We start from the raw sequence: 17,481 nt of genomic DNA on the forward strand, positions 1-17,481 counted from the left end.
GTTTTTATTTCTAAGGTTTCAAAACAACTTTGATATTTTTATCTTCTTTTTTATCAAAAATCTCGTATGCTCGAGCCGCTTCTTCTAACGGCATCGAATGAGTGATGATCTGAGTTGGATCAAACATCCCTTCTGCAATCATGTCATAAATTTTTGGCATCAAGTGGACAACCGGTGCTTGCCCATGTTTGACATCGATATTGCGCATAAAGAATTCTTGAAGTGGATAGGAAGAAGCAGGTGTCATATAAACACCAGTGATTTGCACTGTACCAAATTTTTTCACCGCTTTAGCAGCCATTTGGATAGGTGAGATCGTTCCACTTTGTAAGCTAACTAAATTTTTAGCTTTTTCTTTTGTTGGCTCTAAGCCATCCATTCCGACACAATCAATGATGACATCTGCACCGCCACGAGCTAACTCATATAAATCATCTCCGGCTTGGTTCACGTCGTCTAATAGATATGTTTCGATTTGATTATAGCGGACCGCTTTGTCCAAACGATGTTTGACTGGATCGACCGCAATGACACGTTTTGCTCCTGCCATCACAGCAAATTTTTGTGCAAATAAACCAACAGGGCCTGAACCTAAGACGACAACCGTATCATCTTTTTTTACCCCTGCATTTGCAACACTCCAATAAGCGGTTGGTAAAATATCAGATAAAAATAAAACTTTTTCATCAGGTAAATCATTATCTGGAACGATAAATGACGTAGAGTCGGCGAAAGGCACCCGAAGATACTCCGCTTGACCACCCCAATGATTTCCGTTCAATTTACCAAAACCGAATAATCCACCGTATAATTCTTCCTGATTGGAATTATCACACTGACTTTCCATATGGTTTGCACAAAAATGGCAATGGCCACAGCTAATATTAAAAGGAATAACTACACGTTGTCCTTTTTTCAACTTTTTCACTTCAGAACCAACTTCTTCAACGATCCCCATAGGTTCATGTCCAACGACATAGCCTTTTTCCATAACGGATTCCCCATGGTGATAAAGATGGAGATCAGATCCACAAATCGCTGTTGCAGTGATACGGATGATTGCATCGGTTGGTGCTAAAATTTTTGGATCATCAACATTTCTAATTTCCATTTTTTGCTTTCCTTGCCAAGTGACTGCTTTCATCGTAGTGCTCCTCTCCTGTTTTCGTTAATAAAACTAACGATAGTTATTTATAAACTCATTCTAAGGGAATGTTACTTTTTTTCACAATGAAACGCGCTTTTAGTTTTAAGTTAAAACAGTAAAATAACTTTTGACGAAAAAAGGAAGTTGTAGTTTTATTGACTGAAAGTTATAATTATAGTAGTTGATTTTCAACAAAATAAAACGTAAAAGAACAATTTTTTGTGCTGACATAGGAAAGGAGAGAAATGAGAAATAGTCGATTAATCAAAATAATTATAGGAGTTGTGTGTACGGTCTTGCTCTTTTTTTTATCGATTGGCGGACTTTTTTATACGACTTTAGCAAATGAAGGATTTATGAATGAACAAATCAAACAAGCAAACTACATACAAAAAGTAACGAGAGAGATCAATGGTCGTGTCCAGAGCTACCACCAAGAAGCAAGAGTCACTCCAGAGGTGCTTGCCGACAGTGTATCCGAGGAATTAGTCAAAAAGAATATCGAGCATTTCATCAAAGAAACCTATCGCGACAAGCAACCAAGCTTGATCCAAGCGACGGAGTTGGAAGAACATATCAAAGAGACGATCCATACATATAAAGCAGAACATGACATCGATATTGAAGAAGGAACTGCAGGAGAAGAACTAGCTTTACATATGATCGGCGGGATCTTTGAACGGAGTGTACAACCAAGTTATCTGCATCTTTTTATTCGAGGAATCACTGAGTTGAGCCAACAGGTACTTGACTATGCTTGGGGCATTGTGAGTGTGAGCCTATTGATCTTAGCTGGATTCATTTATTTCAATCCGGGATCTATCCGATCACGTATCAAAAAATTTGCGTGTAGTCTGATGGGTGCTGGATTGATAAGTCTAGCATTTGCCGCAACTTTATACTATGCGCAGATTTTGCAGACGGATGAGCAAATGGATTCACTTCAAGACTTGATGCGGACGTATCTTTCTAACTTTACTCTGATTGTTTTACTGATCGGTGGAAGTGAGATCGTTATGGGTGGCTTCGCATGGCTCCTTGCGAAAAGAGAAAACAAAAAGAGAAGCATCGGGAAAAATCAAAAATAGCCGAAAAAACAAGAGTTCTCCGCCTATTCCATAGGTGGAGGACTCTTGTTTTAGAACTGAAGCAGCATAGAAAAGTGGACTTCACAACCTCAATCAAACATTTTTTTCGCTGCACGCATCAACGTAGGGATATCTTTGTCATAACGTGGTGTTTTCACCAAACGTGACATTGGAATACCTGCAAAATGGAATGCCGCAATTTCTCCTGAACGAACAGCACTTTGTTCGGTAAAGATCATTTGATAAGGCTGTTCAACGAACTCACCAGTAAAGGCAAGGTTTGTTGAATGTTTAGGAATGACTTTTGGTCGATCGCTTTTTGCACGATTGTTGAATAAGGCAGAAGCATATGGCATATAAACCGGAATATTATTGATGACACTATCATAGATCTCGGTTTCTTTTTCGCGAATGTTTACTGGACCAGGATCAACTTTCGAAAGCTGACCAAGCAATTCTTCCAACATTTCTTTTCCGTTCATTTTAATATACTCTTTGTCGACAAATTCACCACGACGTCTTGGATACAAGAAGTAGCCCCAAATCACTGTTTCATTCGGTTTTTGTGAAGTGAAATGCGGTTGGTGATGCACGACGATCGACATATTGACATCTTTTTGACTAAGTGGGGTGATCGGTGTTGTTGAAATAAATGAATTCAACGCATTACCTGGTTCTTGTGTCGTGATACGTGTGATCTCGTTTAACAGCACATGATTTTTCGTTGTCAACGTAAAGCTGACCCATTCACTTGCGTCACGATCTGCGAAAAATTTATCTGGATTACCTAAATTGTAGAATTTTTCACTGGCTTTTTTCCATAAACTAGAAGCAGCACCGTAATCCATATTTTCCTCTGCGGGTGTTTCGTAGTCGCCAAGTGTTGCTGAATCAGTGATCGAACCATTCGTAAATAATACGCCAGTATCTCCATCAACGACGACATGTTCTTCTTCTTGTGTTTTTGTATTGATCATCTTCAAGCCTGTCACCGTGATTTCATCTTGCATCGCTGTTTCTTTAAATTCCCAGTCAACGACACGACGATTCAAAATGATTTTACAGCCTTGTTCTTTCAAATAGTTGATCAGTGGCAACATAATGCTTTCATATTGATTATAGCGTGTCCGATTGACCCCAACTAAATGCTCGATTTGAGTAAACTCATAAATCATTTGGTGCATATAGCGCCGTAATTCTTGTGCAGAACTACGTGTTCGAAAAGCAAAAGTCGTTTCCCACATAAACCAGAAGTTTGTTTCAAAGAAATGGGGATCATCTTTGAAATACTCAGCAATCGTCACATTATCTAATTTTTCTTCTTCTGAATCAGGCATGGCGATCAGTTTCGTCAATAATACGCGATCTTTATTATTGAAACCTAATTTACCACCATCAATGATTCCCTTGCCACCTTCCAACAAACGAGCTTTATCAAAAGTCGGATGTTTGGCATCAAAATCACGTGTGTCTTCTTCCGCAGTCATGCCTGGTTCTGTGGCAGAAGGGATGCGACTGAGTAAATCCATCAAATCGACATACGTACGGTAATTCAGCATACGTCCACCACGTGCAACGTAGCCTTTTTGATTTTCTAATGGGTGATTTTTGTTCCAATATTCATCAGTAACTGTGTCCACAGGAGCACCATCATTTGATCCATGGTCATCTAAGGAGTAGAAAGTGATTTGATCTCCACGCCATTTGCCTTCTTGGATCAAATAAACAGCTGCTGCCATATTCGCGATTCCTGCACCAATCATAATTGCTTTCTTTTTTTGCATTGTCCAATCCTCCAATATCTCCTAAATCATTGTATTCTGGCTAATTTTCTAGATTGATTCAAATTCATCATAAAGGTGACTATCATCTTCTAGTAAGCCTGTTTTTTTGCCAAGATAAACAGCACCTATAGCGACTAGTCCTAAGCCAATGCCTACTTTCAACCATTTCTTGCTCATAAAAAAACCTCCTTTTGGTTTGTGAACTATTTCTACTTCAAAGCATAGAGCGTTTAGAAAAATAAGCCAAATGATAGGGTAAGTGAGCAACCAGAATTTTTGACAGTTCAGAGGAAGTGTCTGTTTTTTAGTGTATTTTGTAATAAATTCTTAATAAAGAGAAGTAAAAAAATTTTGGGAATGAGTTATAACGCGTTTTTAATTCATGTGAATCAGAAAGGTGTGGAAAAGATGAAGAGTTTAAAGGTGAGAAAAATTGGGAACATTGTCGGTATCATTTTACCTAAGGAACTTGGGTTACCTAAGGGGGATATTTTGAGCTATATGAAAGAAGGTACAACATTGATAATTGATACAAAGGAAGTGATGAGAGAACAAGACCGTAAAGAAATAGAAAAAGCATTTACTGATTTCTCAAAAGGTTTAGTAGTTTCCGAATCTGAAATGAAAGATACTTTTAGTAAGTATGGTTGGGGTGAGTAGATGGTATATACGATAGTGTATTCGGAGAGTTTTCGCCAGGGGTTAGAGCAGTTGATCAATGGATGGAGAGATGAATTATTTTTATCTAAAGAAAATATTCGACATTTTACAAGGATGATCTATCAATCAATAGAACTTACTAAAAATTTCCTTGAAATATATGAATAAGTATCTATGTTAGATCATTTTCATGAACGTACATATCATATACGAATCGAAAAAAATATGCATATGTTACCGAATAGTTAAAAAGAAACATCTTATTTTGATCGGTAATATTTTTCAGCAACGTCAGATGAAGCTCAGCGTTCAATAGCTAATAGTTAGTTTTAGTAAAGGTGTATGTATTATTTCTAGTTTGGTTTTCTTTTTTTGTTCAAACTGGACGAAACTCCGTACTCTTAGTAGGATAGGAGTAGAAGAAAAAGTGGGGTGTTAGGATGTTTAGTGAAACGTTGGTCCATTTATTGGAATGGCTGATTGCGATTTTGAATGTGTTCTCAATTTTAGTCTTGCTTGTTGGGATCTTTTTAGTTTTGAAAAATTTAATGATGGATCGTCCGTTGATCAAAGATTATCCGATGCGTAATCGTCGGAATGCAGATGCTCGAAAATTACTTGCTAGCTATATTTTGTTGAGTTTAGAGGTGCTTGTCGTGGCAGATATCATTGAATCTGTGATCAAACCGACTTGGTCTGATATTTTGAAATTGGCATTGATCATCATTATACGTACGATCATCTCCTATTTTTTGAATTTGGAAATAGCGAGTCATGTATCGCATGAAAGAAGGGAAGTTTAGTGGAGAATAGTTGGATGACACTTCTTTATCCATACCTTGAATGGTTAGTCTTGATTTTAGATGTTTTTGCCATCGTGATCTTATTATGGGGAGGGTTTCTCTCAATCAAAGATTTTTTGAAAGATGCCTTGAATCAATCTTTTAAACAGAATGAACGGGTCCATCAAAATAACGGCATCAAAAAAATGCTAGGTGGGTATATCTTGTTGAGTTTAGAGATATTGATTTCTGCTGGGATCATTGAGTCGATCATCAAGCCGACATTACAAGATATTTTTCAATTAGCCGCATTAGTCGTGATTCGTACGATCATCTCTTATTTCTTGAATAAAGAAATCGGTCCAGCGGATGTCTAAATTCAATGGTCAAACTAAGAGAATGAAGCTGTGACAGAAGATATTAGCTCAAAAATAAGCGTCAAATCTCAAAAATTTGGATAAAAATTTTTGAGATTTAGCGCTTATTTTTCATAGGAGTTGCACACTTCCAGAGCGATTTCCTAATGATTATGATTTAAAACTGGACTTTCCAGTCAGTGTGGATCAATACAATCCAAAACTAGCTAACCAAGCCAAGATCACTGCTAAAGGACCAGTTAACAGTCGAGAGAAAAGAACAGCAGGTACGCCAATCTCAACTGTATAAGGCTCTGCTTCGGCAAGGGTTAAACCGACTGGTGTGAAATCTGCACCTGCTTGAGAGTTGATGGCAAAAAGTGCAGGCAGAGCCATGGCAGGAGCAATCGTTCCTTTGCCAATTTCCACACCGAGCAATACACCAACGACTTGAGCAATGACTGCTCCGGGACCTAGAACTGGTGATAACACAGGGATCGAACAAATCAGAGAAAGGATGACTAAACCGACGACACTGCCGGATAAAGGTTTCACGCCACTTGCGATGATATCACCGATTCCTGTGTAGTTGATAATTCCTACCAACATACTGACAAATGCCATAAAGGGTAGAATATTTTTTATGACGATATCAATCGTATCACGACCTGCTTGATAGAAAATCCCAACGACGTTCCCGACGGATCGACCAAGTTTATTGATGAGACCTAAAAAACCGCCTTGTGTTTCAGCGACCTTAGCTTTTGCCTCAGTCACTTGTTCTTTTTTCGTAGGTTCAGCTTCTGTTACTGGTTCTATACGAGTTGCAGCTTCTTCGCCAGCGATCGCGATGTCTTCTAGTGTGACACCTGAAACGAAGTTCTTTTCGTTGATAAATTTCATTAATGGACCAGAAGGTGTTGTCGGATGTAGATTAACAGTCATCACATTCAACTTTGGATAAACACCACAACGAGCTGTTCCTCCACAGTCGACAACTGCGCAAATCATTTTTTCAGGTTCAACTTTTTCTTTAAACCCATCAACTGCCTCAACATCTAGCAATTCAGCGATTTTTTGCGCAACCGGATGGATACCTCCACCGGTGACTGAAGCAACGACAGTTTTTTCGCTGGTTGGTTGTAAGGTCAATGGGCCACCCCACCCTTTAGTACCTGGACTGACAATGACTTTATTGGACATAACTTTTCCTCCCTTTCGATGACAGTTTATTCAGCCGTTTCTTTCCACATGATTTTTGTCAATAATTCTGTAACGATTCCGCGGATCGTAATGACGACCATTCCCACTAAAAAGTAGCGGACGGCTAAAGGCATGACGGATAGACCTAATGTGGTCAATCCTGAAGCAATCCCAGTCCAGACAAATAGTTCACCAGCATTTGCGTGGGGAAATAGACCAGTGATCGGGTGGACTAATGAAACAGCAGAATCGTAGAAAGCGGGTTTTTGTTTCTCTTTTAAGAAACGTCCAAAAGAATAACACATTGGATTGGTCAAGAAGAAAACAGCTAATAGAGGAAAGATGCTATAACGTAAAAGGATGTTTTTCGTACAAAATTGTGCGAATGACGATACACGCTCTTCACCAACCAGAGCGATGAGGGCATTAACAAATGTCAATAAAACTACTAAAGTTGGCAGGATACCGGTGATCAATCCCATCAAGTTCTCTCCACCAGCATCAAAAACTCCAATAAAATTTTCTGCAATCGATACTAAAAAATCCATTAAACTACCTCCAGTCTATTTTTTTCCATTTGGATCAATTGAAGTGCTTGGTCAAATGCTGCTTTTCTTTGCTTATTAGAAAGTAAGTTAAATGTTTCGTTTGTTTTCTTTCCAATAAACTCTTTTTTCTCTTTGAATCTGGCAAATATTGTGACACCTGACATTTCCCTACAGGATAAGATAAGGCCATTTTGATCTGTCACTAATAAAAGAATCACGCCTCTTCCTAAATTAAACTTCGCTTTAGCTATGCCTACGCCTAAAAAACCAGTGTGGCGCTTTTTGATTTCATTCAATTCTTTACGGTAGTTGATATGCTGCAAATAAGATAATAGGATCTGGATCACCCAACATGCAGCGAGCAAGAAAACAAGTGATTTATATTGGAACATAAGTGGAACTCCTTTCCTGTTGTTATTTGTAAGCGCTTTATATTTAAAATACTAAATTGCAGAATTACGAAAGTCAACCATTTATTCACATATTCTTTATTATGGAACAAATGTGAACTTTGTGAATTTTGAGGAACATTAGGTAAAGATGAGAGTGTGCACTTCTAATTTTAATGTAAGCGTTGACAATCGGTTGTTAAACATTTTACTATTGAATTGTATCAAATGTTACGTCAAGTATATTTTGTTAAAGGAGAGCTGAGAATGACTATTTATCAACAATTATTAGAAAGAGAGAACCAAGGAGCGCCAATAAAAATAGGGGTGATCGGTGCCGGTCAAATGGGCTTTGGGATGATTGCACAGATCGCAACGATCCCTGGAATGGCTGTCACAGGCATCAGTGATATCCGACTAGATTTTGCACAAAGTGCGGCAGCGGCTTATAAAGCTTCAAGTACGAATCAACATAAAATTTTAACAGTCACTGATTTTAAAGAAGTTATTTATTCAGATGATGTTGAAGTGATTGTTGATGCAACAGGGGTACCAGAAGTAGGGGCAAAAATTGCGATGGAAACCTTGGTTGCTAAGAAACATTTAGTACTCTTGAATGTTGAAATCGATATTACAGTAGGTTCTTTGATGCACAAACTTTATCAGACCGCTAATTTAGTTTATACGGGGTCGGATGGTGATGAACCAGCTGCGACAACTGAACTCTTTGAATTTGCTAAATCAATGGGGATGGAAGTATTAGTCGCAGGAAAAGGGAAAAATAATAAGCTGAATATTTCTGCTAATCCAGATACATGCCGTGAAGAAGCATTGAAGAAAAAAATGGCGCCTCATATGTTAGCGGCGTTTAAAGACGGCACAAAAACAATGGCAGAGATGAACTTATTGTCGAATGCGATCGGTTTTGTACCTGATAAAGTTGGGATGCATGGAATCGCTGGGGATCAAAACTCAGTAGTCAAAGATTTGGACATTAAAGAAAATGGTGGAATCCTTGATAAATTTGGTGTAGTCGAATATGTCGACGGTTTGGCACCTGGTGTGTTTGTCATCGTAAAAGGCCAAAATGACGGAGTGAAGCATGAATTGAATTATTTGATGCAAAAAGAAGGCGACCATCATCTATTGTATCGACCTTTCCACTTAGCAAGTTTAGAAACTCCTATCACGATTGCTAAAGCTGTTTTACGAAATGATCATGCGATCGTTCCTCTTGGAGCACCTATTTCAGAAACTGTCGCAGTGGCTAAAAAGACGATCAACCAAGGGGAGCGCCTGGATGGAATCGGTGGTTATAGTGTTCGTGGTGTTCTAGAAACTCATGTCGACATGGTCAGCGAAGGGCATATCCCGATTGGTTTGATCTCAGGCGAAGTCGTAGCGAAACGCACGATCAAAGAAGGTACTTTTATTACAGAAGATGATGTGGAATTAGATCAATCGACGACAGTCTGGAAGCTTAGAAAGTTACAGGATAGCATGTTTTAATCGTTGATTTTGAAATAAGTCACCATTTTGAAGTGTGTTAAAATCAATAGTAATCAAGCATCTATACTATTGGAGGGATTCAAATGGGGTATTCAGATGACAAGCGCTTATTAGTGGAACTCGCATCTATGTATTATAACGAAGGAGCAAAGCAAGAAGAAATTGCTAAAAAATTTAGTATCAGCCGCTCACTTGTGTCGAAATATCTGGCAAAAGCACGTAGTTTAGGCTTAGTAGAAATCATTATCCACGATGATTTGATTCATCCATTTCAACGGTTGGAACAAAAGATCCAAAAAAAATATCAATTGAAAGAGGTCATTTGTGTCCATTCGATTGGAGAAGAATCACTAAACAAAAGACTAGGGATCGCGACTGCTAGATATCTTTCTAGAATCATCAAAGCGGATATGACGATTGCTATCTCAGCAGGCACGACGCTTCATGAAGCCGCAGTGATTTTTTCGGTAAAAAACCATCTATCGAATGTTCGTTTTATTCCGATGGTAGGAGGATTAGGTCGAGAGCATGTTAGTTTGCAATCCAATGTGATTTGCGAGTTGCTTGCCAATAAATGTGGTGGGATCGCGCTGGAATTACATGCACCGATCACTGTGGATTCAGCGGAAGCCAAACAAGTCTTTTTAAGTCAATCCTTTATCAAGAACGTATTAGAAGAAGCTAAAAATGCCGATATTTCCTTGGTTGGGATAGGTGGCACGCCTGTCTATTCCACAATGACCAAAGCTTATTTAGCGAAAGAGGATGGGATGAAAGTCGATTTTACCAACGGTGAAATCATTGGTGATATTTGTTATAACTTCATCAACGAAGAAGGCTCTGTAGTAGACTGCGAATGGAATAAACGTGTGTTGTCACTCGAAGTAGCTGATTTAAAGAAAATTCCATTGAAAATTGCTGCTGCTGGAGGAAAAGATAAAGTGAAAGGGATCAACGCAGCTTTGACGAATCATTTGGTCGATGTGTTGATCATTGATGAAGATACTGCGAAATTTCTTTTGAATGAATATATCTGATCCCTATAGGCGAAATCTATATGTGTTTTAGGCAAAACAAAAGGAGAAAATACATGGAAAAAAATAAATCTATGTCTATTGAAAATAGTGCGAATCTTGCAGATGAAGAGTTGAAAGATATTTTTTATAAAATGTGGGAGATTCGTTTTTTTGACGAAAAGGTAGATGAGCTTTTTGCACGTGGACTGATCCATGGCACCACACATTTAGCCGTAGGACAAGAAGCAACAGCTGCGGGAAGCGGAGCGGTGTTAAGAAAAACAGATTGGATCACTTCTACTCACCGAGGTCATGGTCATACGATTGCTAAAGGCACCAATGTGAATGAAATGATGGCAGAGTTATTTGGCCGAACCACTGGTACGAATAATGGCAAAGGCGGCTCTATGCATATTGCAGATCTAGATACCGGAAACTTAGGCGCCAATGGCATTGTTGGCGGTGGTTATCCGATTGCTGTAGGTGCCGCATTATCTTCAAAAATGAAGAAAACAAACCAAGTTGCCTTATCTTATGGAGGAGACGGTTCGACGAATGAAGGGAGCTTCCATGAAGCGTTGAACTTGGCTGCGATCTGGGATCTGCCTGTTGTCTTCTTTATTGAAAATAATAAATATGGGATGAGCGGACCAATTGAAAAAATGACAAGAGTCCAAAACTTATCCGAGCGGGCAAAAGCGTATGGCATCGAAGGTGTGACAATTGACGGAAATGATTTACTCGAAGTGATTGAAACGACCCATCGGGCGGTAGAAAAAGCACGCCGTGGTGAAGGACCGACTCTGATCGAAGCATTGACGTATCGTTGGAAAGGTCATTCAAAATCAGATGCTAAAAAATATCGCACGAAACAAGAAGAAGAACAGTGGCGAACAGAAAGAGATCCAATCGAGCGAACCAAGAAAACGTTGGTTGCTGCGGGTATCTTCACTGATGAAGAAGCTGAGGAAATCAAAAAACAGGCAAAACAGTCGATCATTGATGCAGTGAAATTTGGAGAAACAAGTCCAATGGTTGCGGTTGAAACGATGTATGAAGATGTTTATGCAGAGTAGGAGGAAGTCATGAGAGAAATTACTTATGCAGAAGCTGTGAAAGAAGCACTTTCTGAAGCAATGAGAGAAAACGAAGATGTATTTATGTTAGGTGAAGATATCGGGATTTATGGAGGCGCTTTCGGAGTGACTCGTGGAATGGTCGAAGAATTTGGTGAGGAGCGTATACGTTCTACACCTATTTCAGAGTCAGCCATCGCAGGTGCGGCTGTTGGCTCAGCTATGACCGGCATGAGGCCGATCTTTGAGATCCAATTCTCTGATTTTATTACGATCGCATTGGATCAAATCGTGAACCAAGCGGCAAAAATCCGCTACATGTATGGTGGCAAGGCAAGAATTCCTTTAGTGATGAGAACCCCAGGTGGTTCAGGAACCGGCGCAGCTGCCCAACATTCACAAAGTTTAGAAAATTGGACGGCTCATATCCCAGGATTGAAAGTGATCCAACCGGCAACAGCGTATGATGCAAAAGGGTTATTACATGCAGCGATCGAAGACGATAATCCAGTCATGTTTTATGAACATAAATTATGTTATCGGACAACTTCAGATGTGCCAGCAGAAAAATACACGATCCCGATCGGAGTAGCAGATATTAAAGAAGTTGGAACGGATATCACGGTGGTGGCAACAGGGATCATGGTTCATAAAGCAATCGAAGCTGCCAAAATTTTGCAAGAAAAAAAGATCAGTATTGAAGTGGTCGATCCACGGACATTGGTACCGTTAGACAAAAAAACAATCACTAATTCAGTGATGAAGACTGGACGTGCGGTCGTTGTGACAGAATCGGTGAAGCGAAGTGGCTTTAGTGCAGAATTGGCAAGTGTGATCGCAGAAAGTGAATCTTTTGATTTCTTAGATGCACCGATCGTGCGTTTAGCAGGCGCGGAGATCCCAATGCCATACCATCCTGAATTAGAGAAAAAAGCAGTGCCACAAGTAGCAGATATTGTGGAAGCTTGTGAAAAGCTGATGGCAAAAAAATAGGAAGGCGGTAGAATATGGCTCATGAAGTTTTGATGCCTAAACTAAGTTCAACGATGGCAGAAGGCACAATTACAATGTGGCTGAAAAAGGAAGGAGAAGCCATTGCAATTGGCGATCCAATCTTTGAAGTGATGACAGATAAAATAGCCATCGAAGTAGAAGCATATGAAGAAGGCTACTTACTAAAGAGATATTTGCAAGATGGGGAAAGCGCACCAGTCAATTCGATCATCGCTTATATTGGTGAACAAAATGAAGAAGTGCCGTTACAAATGCCTGATTCCAAAGAGGAAGCAACGGTAGAGACTCCTACGGAAGAAGTAACTTCAACACAAGTAGAAGAGTCTGTACCCGCAGCCTTAGGAATAAATACCATCCGGGCGACACCATCTGCAAGACGTCTTGCAAGAGAAAGAGACATTCCATTAGCAGATGTGACAGGAACAGGGCCTAAAGGTCGCATCCATCTGAGTGATGTCAAAAATTTCACTCCTAAACAAGAACAAGCTGTTCAGGAAAAGGCAATTGAAAGTAATCTTATTCCTTGGAAGCCACTACGTAAAGCAATTGCTGATAAAATGGTCGCTAGCAAAACGACTATTCCTCATGTAACGATGACAGCTGAAGTTGATTTGACGAAAGTCGTTGAATTACGTCAACAACTATTACCAATGATCGAGCAGAAAACCAACGAACGTATTTCTTATCTGGAGATTTTTGCCAAGGCGGCGATGATTGCTTTGAAAGACTTTCCAATATTCAACGCCCACGCATTAGAGGAAGGTATCGCGGTGTTTCCAAACATTCATTTGGGGATTGCAGTGGCTTTAGAAGATGGTTTAGTTGTTCCAGTCATCCAATCAGCAGAACAACTAGGGTTAGCTGATTTGACAACAGCAATCAAAGAAAAAACGAAGAAGGCACGAGAAGGCAACTTGACGAATGCAGAGATGAGTGGCGGTACATTTACGATCAGCTCTTTGGGACGATCAAAAGTCAAACAGTTCAACCCGATTATCAACAAACCTGAAGTGGCGATTTTAGGGGTTGGTGGCATGTATGAGAAGGTGGTATTTGACTCAACATTGAATGAAGTAACAAATCGTTCAGTCGTAGAATTAAGCTTGTCGTTTGATCATCGTGTAGTAGATGGCGCACCAGCATCAGCGTTTCTTACACAAATCGTCACGTTATTGGAAAATCCTCTTGGGTTTTTATTGTAGGAATTGGAGGAATATATGGAAGAGAAAACAGAGACGTTAGTCATAGGATCTGGACCTGGTGGCTATGTAGCGGCGATTCGGGCGGCACAATTAGGTCAAAAAGTCACCATTGTAGAAAGTGAACATATCGGTGGTGTGTGCTTAAATGTCGGTTGTATTCCTTCTAAAGCATTGATCCATGCTGGACATATTTATCAAGAGTCAAAAAATAGTCAGTATTTTGGTATCATCAATAAAGAAACAGAATTAGACTTTCAGGCTGTACAACAATGGAAAGATCATAAAGTCGTTCGCCCGTTAACAACGGGGATCCGCGGACTTCTGATGAAAAATAAGATCCGTATCGTCGAAGGCTATGCGAGATTCACTTCACCTAATCGTGCAATGATTACTGGGAAAAATGAACAAACAGTGATTTCCTTTGACCATGCGATCATTGCAACAGGTAGTCAACCCATTGAAATTCCTGGTTTCAAATATGGTGGACGGATACTTGATTCGACAGCGGCACTTTCTTTGAAAGCGGTTCCCGGCAAGCTGGTTATTATCGGAGGCGGGATCATTGGGACTGAACTAGGTGGGGCATATGCAGATTTAGGTACAGAAGTCACCATTCTAGAAGGGACCGATCAATTGCTTCCGACCTATGAAAAAGATTTAGTCCAAGTGGTCGAAGAATCGTTTAAGAAAAAAGGTATAAACGTATTTACAGGCGCGCTTGCAAAAGAAGTAAGCGAAACCGAAACAAGTATCGAAGTTACTTTTACCACACAAGATTCTAAACAAACGCTGTCAGCTGATTATGTGCTAGTGACAGTTGGCAGAAAGCCGAATACCGCTGATATTGGCTTGGCAGAAGCTGGGGTATCAGTGGAGGCGAATGGTTTAATAAAAGTAAATCAACAGTATCAGACAAGTCAAGCGCATATTTATGCGATAGGAGACATCATTGCAGGACCAGCTCTTGCGCACAAGGCAAGTTATGATGCGAAAGTTGCCGCAGAAGTGATCAGTGGGAAAAAAGTAGAGAAAGATTATCAAGCAATACCCGCAATCTGCTTCACTGATCCTGAAATTGCTGTAGCAGGTCAAACGTTGGCAGAGGCAAAAAGCCAAGGATTATCTGTTAAAGCAGCAACATTTCCTTTACAAGCAAACGGACGGGCATTGTCACTGAATGCACCCGAAGGATTTGTTCGCTTGGTCGTTGAGCAAGAAACAGAACTGATCGTAGGTGGACAAATCGTTGGGCAAGGCGCAAGTGACTTAATAGCAGAAATCACCTTAGCCATTGAAGCGAATTTGACGATCGAAGACATTGCTTTGACGATCCATGGTCATCCGACGCTTTCTGAAACGATCATGGATGCAGCAGAACTAGCTTTAGGATGTCCAATTCATCTTTAGTACGAAAAGCAACGAATATATTACTATCTAGGAGGGATTTTAGTGTTGAAAAGTAAAGTAAAAGAAATTGGCGAATTAGTGGAAGCTTTTGAAGAAGAAATGCTTTTGATTTTATTCGGTCCCTCAGCTACAGAAGAATTAAAATCAATTTGTGTGATCCATGAAACGTTGGATACAAAAAAGAATGTCCTTAGTCCAGGTACAGCGATTCAATTTGGTGATACAAGCTACAAAATCACCAAAGTAGGTAATGCTGCAAATCAAAATTTTGATGAACTAGGTCATGTATCGATCTACTTCCAAGAAGGTGATAATGAAATTCTCCCAGGAGCAATTTCAGTAGAACCATCTATTTATCCCAAGTTAGCGATTGGCGATATGATAAAAATAGGCGGATAGAGAGGTTAAGCCAGAAGCGCATAGCTCAAAGAAATCAACAGTAAGAGCTGAAAACAGCAGCTTAGATTTCGACTAACCGTTGAAATAACTCCTTTATAAATAAGCCGAAATCCACAAGGTCTGGAACAATTTTGTGGATTCCGGCTTATTTAGGTGATTGGAGAGCAAATTTCCCTCATGAACTATTTTTTACAAGCCGTATAATGGCTTGTTCCACTGTTTCGACCGAGATCGGAATAATATGTTCCATGGACAAGGCAACAGGTGTATAAAGCGTTCGTTCACACAACAGCCGATGGGAGGAAGCAGTCGCAAACGCGAGACCTTCTTCATTTAATTGGTTATAGATCACTGGTTCGACGGAAATGTCACATGTCGTAACAGCCTCTAAAGCTTCGCGATAAATCAGGTATTTGATATCTGAGTTGGTCACGATCCGCACAGATACTTTTTGTTTATCTAAGCGTAACATACCAGTCAATTCAATAACGAATGAGCGTAGACAATTTGGATTGATCTTTAATTGGTAAGGAAGTGCATGACTCCAATCGGTAACGATCTGTTTTACTTCTTCAAATAATTGCTGTTGATCATCGGTCAACAAATGAAATTTTTCAGGTAAGAATAATTGATAGTTTTTCCAAGCAGAACGCAAAATACGGATCAGCGCACGTTCAAAAGCTTTGTTTCCAAGAAAAGAATGGTCAAAATGTTGCTCGAATTGTTGGATCAACTGTTTTGTCTCTGGATTATTTTCTATAAAGACTTGATGCAGTTGAGCAAAATCCTGCTCGATGGCTTCATAGGAATCGAATCCATAATCACATAGATTGAAGAGTATCAGAACAAAGTAAAATTCATTTGGCTGAAAAAATTGCTTAAAAGGAGTTTCTTCCCAAGCAGCAAGAACGAAATCATAAATTGGTCTTCTTTTGATTTCATTGATAAGCGATTGATCGACCGATAGTGGGGCATCTTTTTGGTAGAAGAGACTGATCAGAAAGCCTGTTTGTAAAATTTCTTGGGTATCCCGATCATAGATACGTCCACTTTTTTTAGTGACTGCTTGAATAAAATCTTGCGCTTGGACATCAAAGGAGCAAGGAAGAGAGAATTCTGGCAATGTGCCTGTCCGATAGCTCACATTTAGCAAAACCAAGCGTCTTTCGATGTCAGTAAAGTGAGGGGAATGATGTTCAATGGCGATATCGCATGCTTGAAAGTAGTCTAACACTTGTTTCTTCAATGCATAAGCTTTGCTGACTGAAATAAATTCGAGTTCAGTCAATTGGATATAATCTGGTTCATCTTCTAAGTAAAGAAGGCAAGTTTTCAAAAATAAAGAGGGTCGAGAGAGTCGTTGCATCAATTGAAAACGAGAAATTGTTGGTGCGAAGTATAAAGAATAGGTTTCTTTTTCTTTTGATTGATAAATGATTTGGTCGCTTAATTCTCTACTTAAGGCTTTGATATCATTCAACAGAGTCGTTTGACAAACATGTAACAAAGTAGCCGTCGTTGGAAGATGGACTTCTTTATTTACATAAAACTGTCCACAAAGAAACAGTTGGCGTAAGAGATTTTTCTCAAGATAATGTTCAATCATGGGGAATCCTCCCTATTTGTATAGTCATGCACAAGCACCTAGCTATTATGCCATGTTTTTTGTAGATACGCATCTATCACTTGATCTTTCTTAGAAAACAAGATGCTAAATTTACTTATTTTTGTTATTGTATCTGTTTTAACTAAAAAAATGGGGAACTAATTGATAGAGAGGTCCAAGTAGAAAAAGTAAATTTAGATTTTTTTCAACGAATAAGTGCGTTTGATTTCTTTTTTTTGTTCGTGACTTAAACGTTATAACCAATAAAATAAATCGTTCTATGCTAGGAAGTTTA

Annotated in this window: 18 protein-coding genes; 11 read left to right on the plus strand and 7 right to left on the minus strand. The window is 39.4% G+C overall.

The features are described from left to right. Nucleotides 1–10: 10 nt before the first annotated feature. Nucleotides 11–1,144, minus strand: coding sequence for an alcohol dehydrogenase catalytic domain-containing protein (locus tag CUS89_RS09425; protein WP_019723244.1), 1,134 nt, complete (start codon nucleotides 1,142–1,144; stop codon nucleotides 11–13). Between the two features lie 248 nt (nucleotides 1,145–1,392). On the opposite strand from CUS89_RS09425, the gene CUS89_RS09430 reads away from it, so the two are divergent. Then, a complete protein-coding gene (locus CUS89_RS09430) occupies nucleotides 1,393–2,235 on the plus strand; it encodes a hypothetical protein (RefSeq protein ID WP_146103412.1) in 843 nt (280 codons plus the stop codon). Between the two features lie 89 nt (nucleotides 2,236–2,324). Here the strand turns inward: CUS89_RS09430 and CUS89_RS09435 are convergent, their stop codons facing one another. Together CUS89_RS09435 and CUS89_RS09440 are read right to left on the minus strand one after the other, a co-directional pair. Next, nucleotides 2,325–4,019: an oleate hydratase gene (locus CUS89_RS09435; RefSeq protein WP_104871920.1), complete on the minus strand. Its 1,695-nt coding sequence runs from the start codon at nucleotides 4,017–4,019 to the stop codon at nucleotides 2,325–2,327. A 48-nt stretch (nucleotides 4,020–4,067) separates the two neighbouring features. Continuing rightward, entirely contained in the window at nucleotides 4,068–4,196 is a 129-nt protein-coding gene (locus CUS89_RS09440; protein ID WP_019724379.1) for a hypothetical protein, read from the minus strand. Between the two features lie 231 nt (nucleotides 4,197–4,427). Here CUS89_RS09440 and CUS89_RS09445 point away from each other — a divergent pair, with 231 nt between their 5' ends. The 3 genes from CUS89_RS09445 to CUS89_RS09460 all read left to right on the plus strand — a co-directional run bounded on the left by CUS89_RS09445 (nucleotide 4,428) and on the right by CUS89_RS09460 (nucleotide 5,838). Continuing rightward, a complete protein-coding gene (locus tag CUS89_RS09445) occupies nucleotides 4,428–4,679 on the plus strand; it encodes an AbrB family transcriptional regulator (protein ID WP_104871921.1) in 252 nt (83 codons plus the stop codon). Nucleotides 4,680–5,119: 440 nt separating this feature from the next. Further along, nucleotides 5,120–5,482: a DUF1622 domain-containing protein gene (locus tag CUS89_RS09455; RefSeq protein ID WP_104871922.1), complete on the plus strand. Its 363-nt coding sequence runs from the start codon at nucleotides 5,120–5,122 to the stop codon at nucleotides 5,480–5,482. A 14-nt stretch (nucleotides 5,483–5,496) separates the two neighbouring features. Then, on the plus strand, nucleotides 5,497–5,838 hold the full coding sequence (locus CUS89_RS09460; RefSeq protein WP_181055347.1) for a DUF1622 domain-containing protein: 342 nt from the start codon (nucleotides 5,497–5,499) through the stop codon (nucleotides 5,836–5,838). A gap of 186 nt (nucleotides 5,839–6,024) precedes the next feature. Here CUS89_RS09460 and srlE read toward each other — a convergent pair whose 3' ends face one another. Genes srlE through CUS89_RS09475 form a run of 3 tightly spaced genes read right to left on the minus strand, consistent with a single transcriptional unit; the run spans nucleotide 6,025 to nucleotide 7,960 of the window. Continuing rightward, entirely contained in the window at nucleotides 6,025–7,020 is a 996-nt protein-coding gene (srlE, locus tag CUS89_RS09465) for a PTS glucitol/sorbitol transporter subunit IIB (RefSeq protein WP_104871924.1), read from the minus strand. A 26-nt stretch (nucleotides 7,021–7,046) separates the two neighbouring features. Further along, entirely contained in the window at nucleotides 7,047–7,568 is a 522-nt protein-coding gene (srlA, locus tag CUS89_RS09470; RefSeq protein ID WP_104871925.1) for a PTS glucitol/sorbitol transporter subunit IIC, read from the minus strand. Beyond that, nucleotides 7,568–7,960: a transcriptional regulator GutM gene (locus tag CUS89_RS09475; protein WP_104871926.1), complete on the minus strand. Its 393-nt coding sequence runs from the start codon at nucleotides 7,958–7,960 to the stop codon at nucleotides 7,568–7,570. The genes srlA and CUS89_RS09475 overlap by 1 nt, the downstream gene beginning before the upstream one ends. 264 nt (nucleotides 7,961–8,224) lie before the next feature. On the opposite strand from CUS89_RS09475, the gene CUS89_RS09480 reads away from it, so the two are divergent. From CUS89_RS09480 to CUS89_RS09510, 7 genes are all read left to right on the plus strand, one after another. After that, nucleotides 8,225–9,466, plus strand: a complete 1,242-nt coding sequence (locus tag CUS89_RS09480) for an NAD(P)H-dependent oxidoreductase (protein WP_104871927.1) — start codon at nucleotides 8,225–8,227, stop codon at nucleotides 9,464–9,466. 83 nt (nucleotides 9,467–9,549) lie between these two features. Further along, nucleotides 9,550–10,503, plus strand: coding sequence for a sugar-binding transcriptional regulator (locus tag CUS89_RS09485; RefSeq protein WP_104871928.1), 954 nt, complete (start codon nucleotides 9,550–9,552; stop codon nucleotides 10,501–10,503). Nucleotides 10,504–10,556: 53 nt separating this feature from the next. Continuing rightward, entirely contained in the window at nucleotides 10,557–11,558 is a 1,002-nt protein-coding gene (locus tag CUS89_RS09490; RefSeq protein WP_104871929.1) for a thiamine pyrophosphate-dependent dehydrogenase E1 component subunit alpha, read from the plus strand. A gap of 9 nt (nucleotides 11,559–11,567) precedes the next feature. Then, nucleotides 11,568–12,551, plus strand: coding sequence for an alpha-ketoacid dehydrogenase subunit beta (locus tag CUS89_RS09495; RefSeq protein WP_104871930.1), 984 nt, complete (start codon nucleotides 11,568–11,570; stop codon nucleotides 12,549–12,551). 14 nt (nucleotides 12,552–12,565) lie between these two features. Then, on the plus strand, nucleotides 12,566–13,774 hold the full coding sequence (locus CUS89_RS09500) for a dihydrolipoamide acetyltransferase family protein (RefSeq protein ID WP_104871931.1): 1,209 nt from the start codon (nucleotides 12,566–12,568) through the stop codon (nucleotides 13,772–13,774). A gap of 15 nt (nucleotides 13,775–13,789) precedes the next feature. Then, the gene (gene lpdA / locus CUS89_RS09505) at nucleotides 13,790–15,181 is read left to right on the plus strand and encodes a dihydrolipoyl dehydrogenase (protein WP_104871932.1); all 1,392 of its coding nucleotides are present in this window, start codon (nucleotides 13,790–13,792) and stop codon (nucleotides 15,179–15,181) included. A gap of 42 nt (nucleotides 15,182–15,223) precedes the next feature. After that, nucleotides 15,224–15,580, plus strand: coding sequence for a PTS glucitol/sorbitol transporter subunit IIA (locus CUS89_RS09510; RefSeq protein ID WP_104871933.1), 357 nt, complete (start codon nucleotides 15,224–15,226; stop codon nucleotides 15,578–15,580). A 175-nt stretch (nucleotides 15,581–15,755) separates the two neighbouring features. Here the strand turns inward: CUS89_RS09510 and CUS89_RS09515 are convergent, their stop codons facing one another. Next, nucleotides 15,756–17,186, minus strand: a complete 1,431-nt coding sequence (locus tag CUS89_RS09515; RefSeq protein ID WP_104871934.1) for a DNA-binding protein — start codon at nucleotides 17,184–17,186, stop codon at nucleotides 15,756–15,758. Nucleotides 17,187–17,481 lie beyond the last annotated feature (295 nt).

Origin of the sequence: Enterococcus mundtii (assembly GCF_002947535.1) — a bacterium.
Classification (GTDB): domain Bacteria; phylum Bacillota; class Bacilli; order Lactobacillales; family Enterococcaceae; genus Enterococcus_B; species Enterococcus_B mundtii_B.

Excerpts from the sequence above, each read along its gene's own strand:
- CUS89_RS09425 (WP_019723244.1), bottom strand. The coding sequence starts at position 1,144 with ATGAAAGCAGTCACTTGGCAAGGAAAGCAAAAAATGGAAATTAGAAAT.
- CUS89_RS09430 (WP_146103412.1), top strand. The coding sequence starts at position 1,393 with ATGAGAAATAGTCGATTAATCAAAATAATTATAGGAGTTGTGTGTACG.
- CUS89_RS09435 (WP_104871920.1), bottom strand. The coding sequence starts at position 4,019 with ATGCAAAAAAAGAAAGCAATTATGATTGGTGCAGGAATCGCGAATATG.
- CUS89_RS09440 (WP_019724379.1), bottom strand. The coding sequence starts at position 4,196 with ATGAGCAAGAAATGGTTGAAAGTAGGCATTGGCTTAGGACTAGTCGCT.
- CUS89_RS09445 (WP_104871921.1), top strand. The coding sequence starts at position 4,428 with ATGAAGAGTTTAAAGGTGAGAAAAATTGGGAACATTGTCGGTATCATT.
- CUS89_RS09455 (WP_104871922.1), top strand. The coding sequence starts at position 5,120 with ATGTTTAGTGAAACGTTGGTCCATTTATTGGAATGGCTGATTGCGATT.
- CUS89_RS09460 (WP_181055347.1), top strand. The coding sequence starts at position 5,497 with ATGACACTTCTTTATCCATACCTTGAATGGTTAGTCTTGATTTTAGAT.
- srlE (WP_104871924.1), bottom strand. The coding sequence starts at position 7,020 with ATGTCCAATAAAGTCATTGTCAGTCCAGGTACTAAAGGGTGGGGTGGC.
- srlA (WP_104871925.1), bottom strand. The coding sequence starts at position 7,568 with ATGGATTTTTTAGTATCGATTGCAGAAAATTTTATTGGAGTTTTTGAT.
- CUS89_RS09475 (WP_104871926.1), bottom strand. The coding sequence starts at position 7,960 with ATGTTCCAATATAAATCACTTGTTTTCTTGCTCGCTGCATGTTGGGTG.
- CUS89_RS09480 (WP_104871927.1), top strand. The coding sequence starts at position 8,225 with ATGACTATTTATCAACAATTATTAGAAAGAGAGAACCAAGGAGCGCCA.
- CUS89_RS09485 (WP_104871928.1), top strand. The coding sequence starts at position 9,550 with ATGGGGTATTCAGATGACAAGCGCTTATTAGTGGAACTCGCATCTATG.
- CUS89_RS09490 (WP_104871929.1), top strand. The coding sequence starts at position 10,557 with ATGGAAAAAAATAAATCTATGTCTATTGAAAATAGTGCGAATCTTGCA.
- CUS89_RS09495 (WP_104871930.1), top strand. The coding sequence starts at position 11,568 with ATGAGAGAAATTACTTATGCAGAAGCTGTGAAAGAAGCACTTTCTGAA.
- CUS89_RS09500 (WP_104871931.1), top strand. The coding sequence starts at position 12,566 with ATGGCTCATGAAGTTTTGATGCCTAAACTAAGTTCAACGATGGCAGAA.
- lpdA (WP_104871932.1), top strand. The coding sequence starts at position 13,790 with ATGGAAGAGAAAACAGAGACGTTAGTCATAGGATCTGGACCTGGTGGC.
- CUS89_RS09515 (WP_104871934.1), bottom strand. The coding sequence starts at position 17,186 with ATGATTGAACATTATCTTGAGAAAAATCTCTTACGCCAACTGTTTCTT.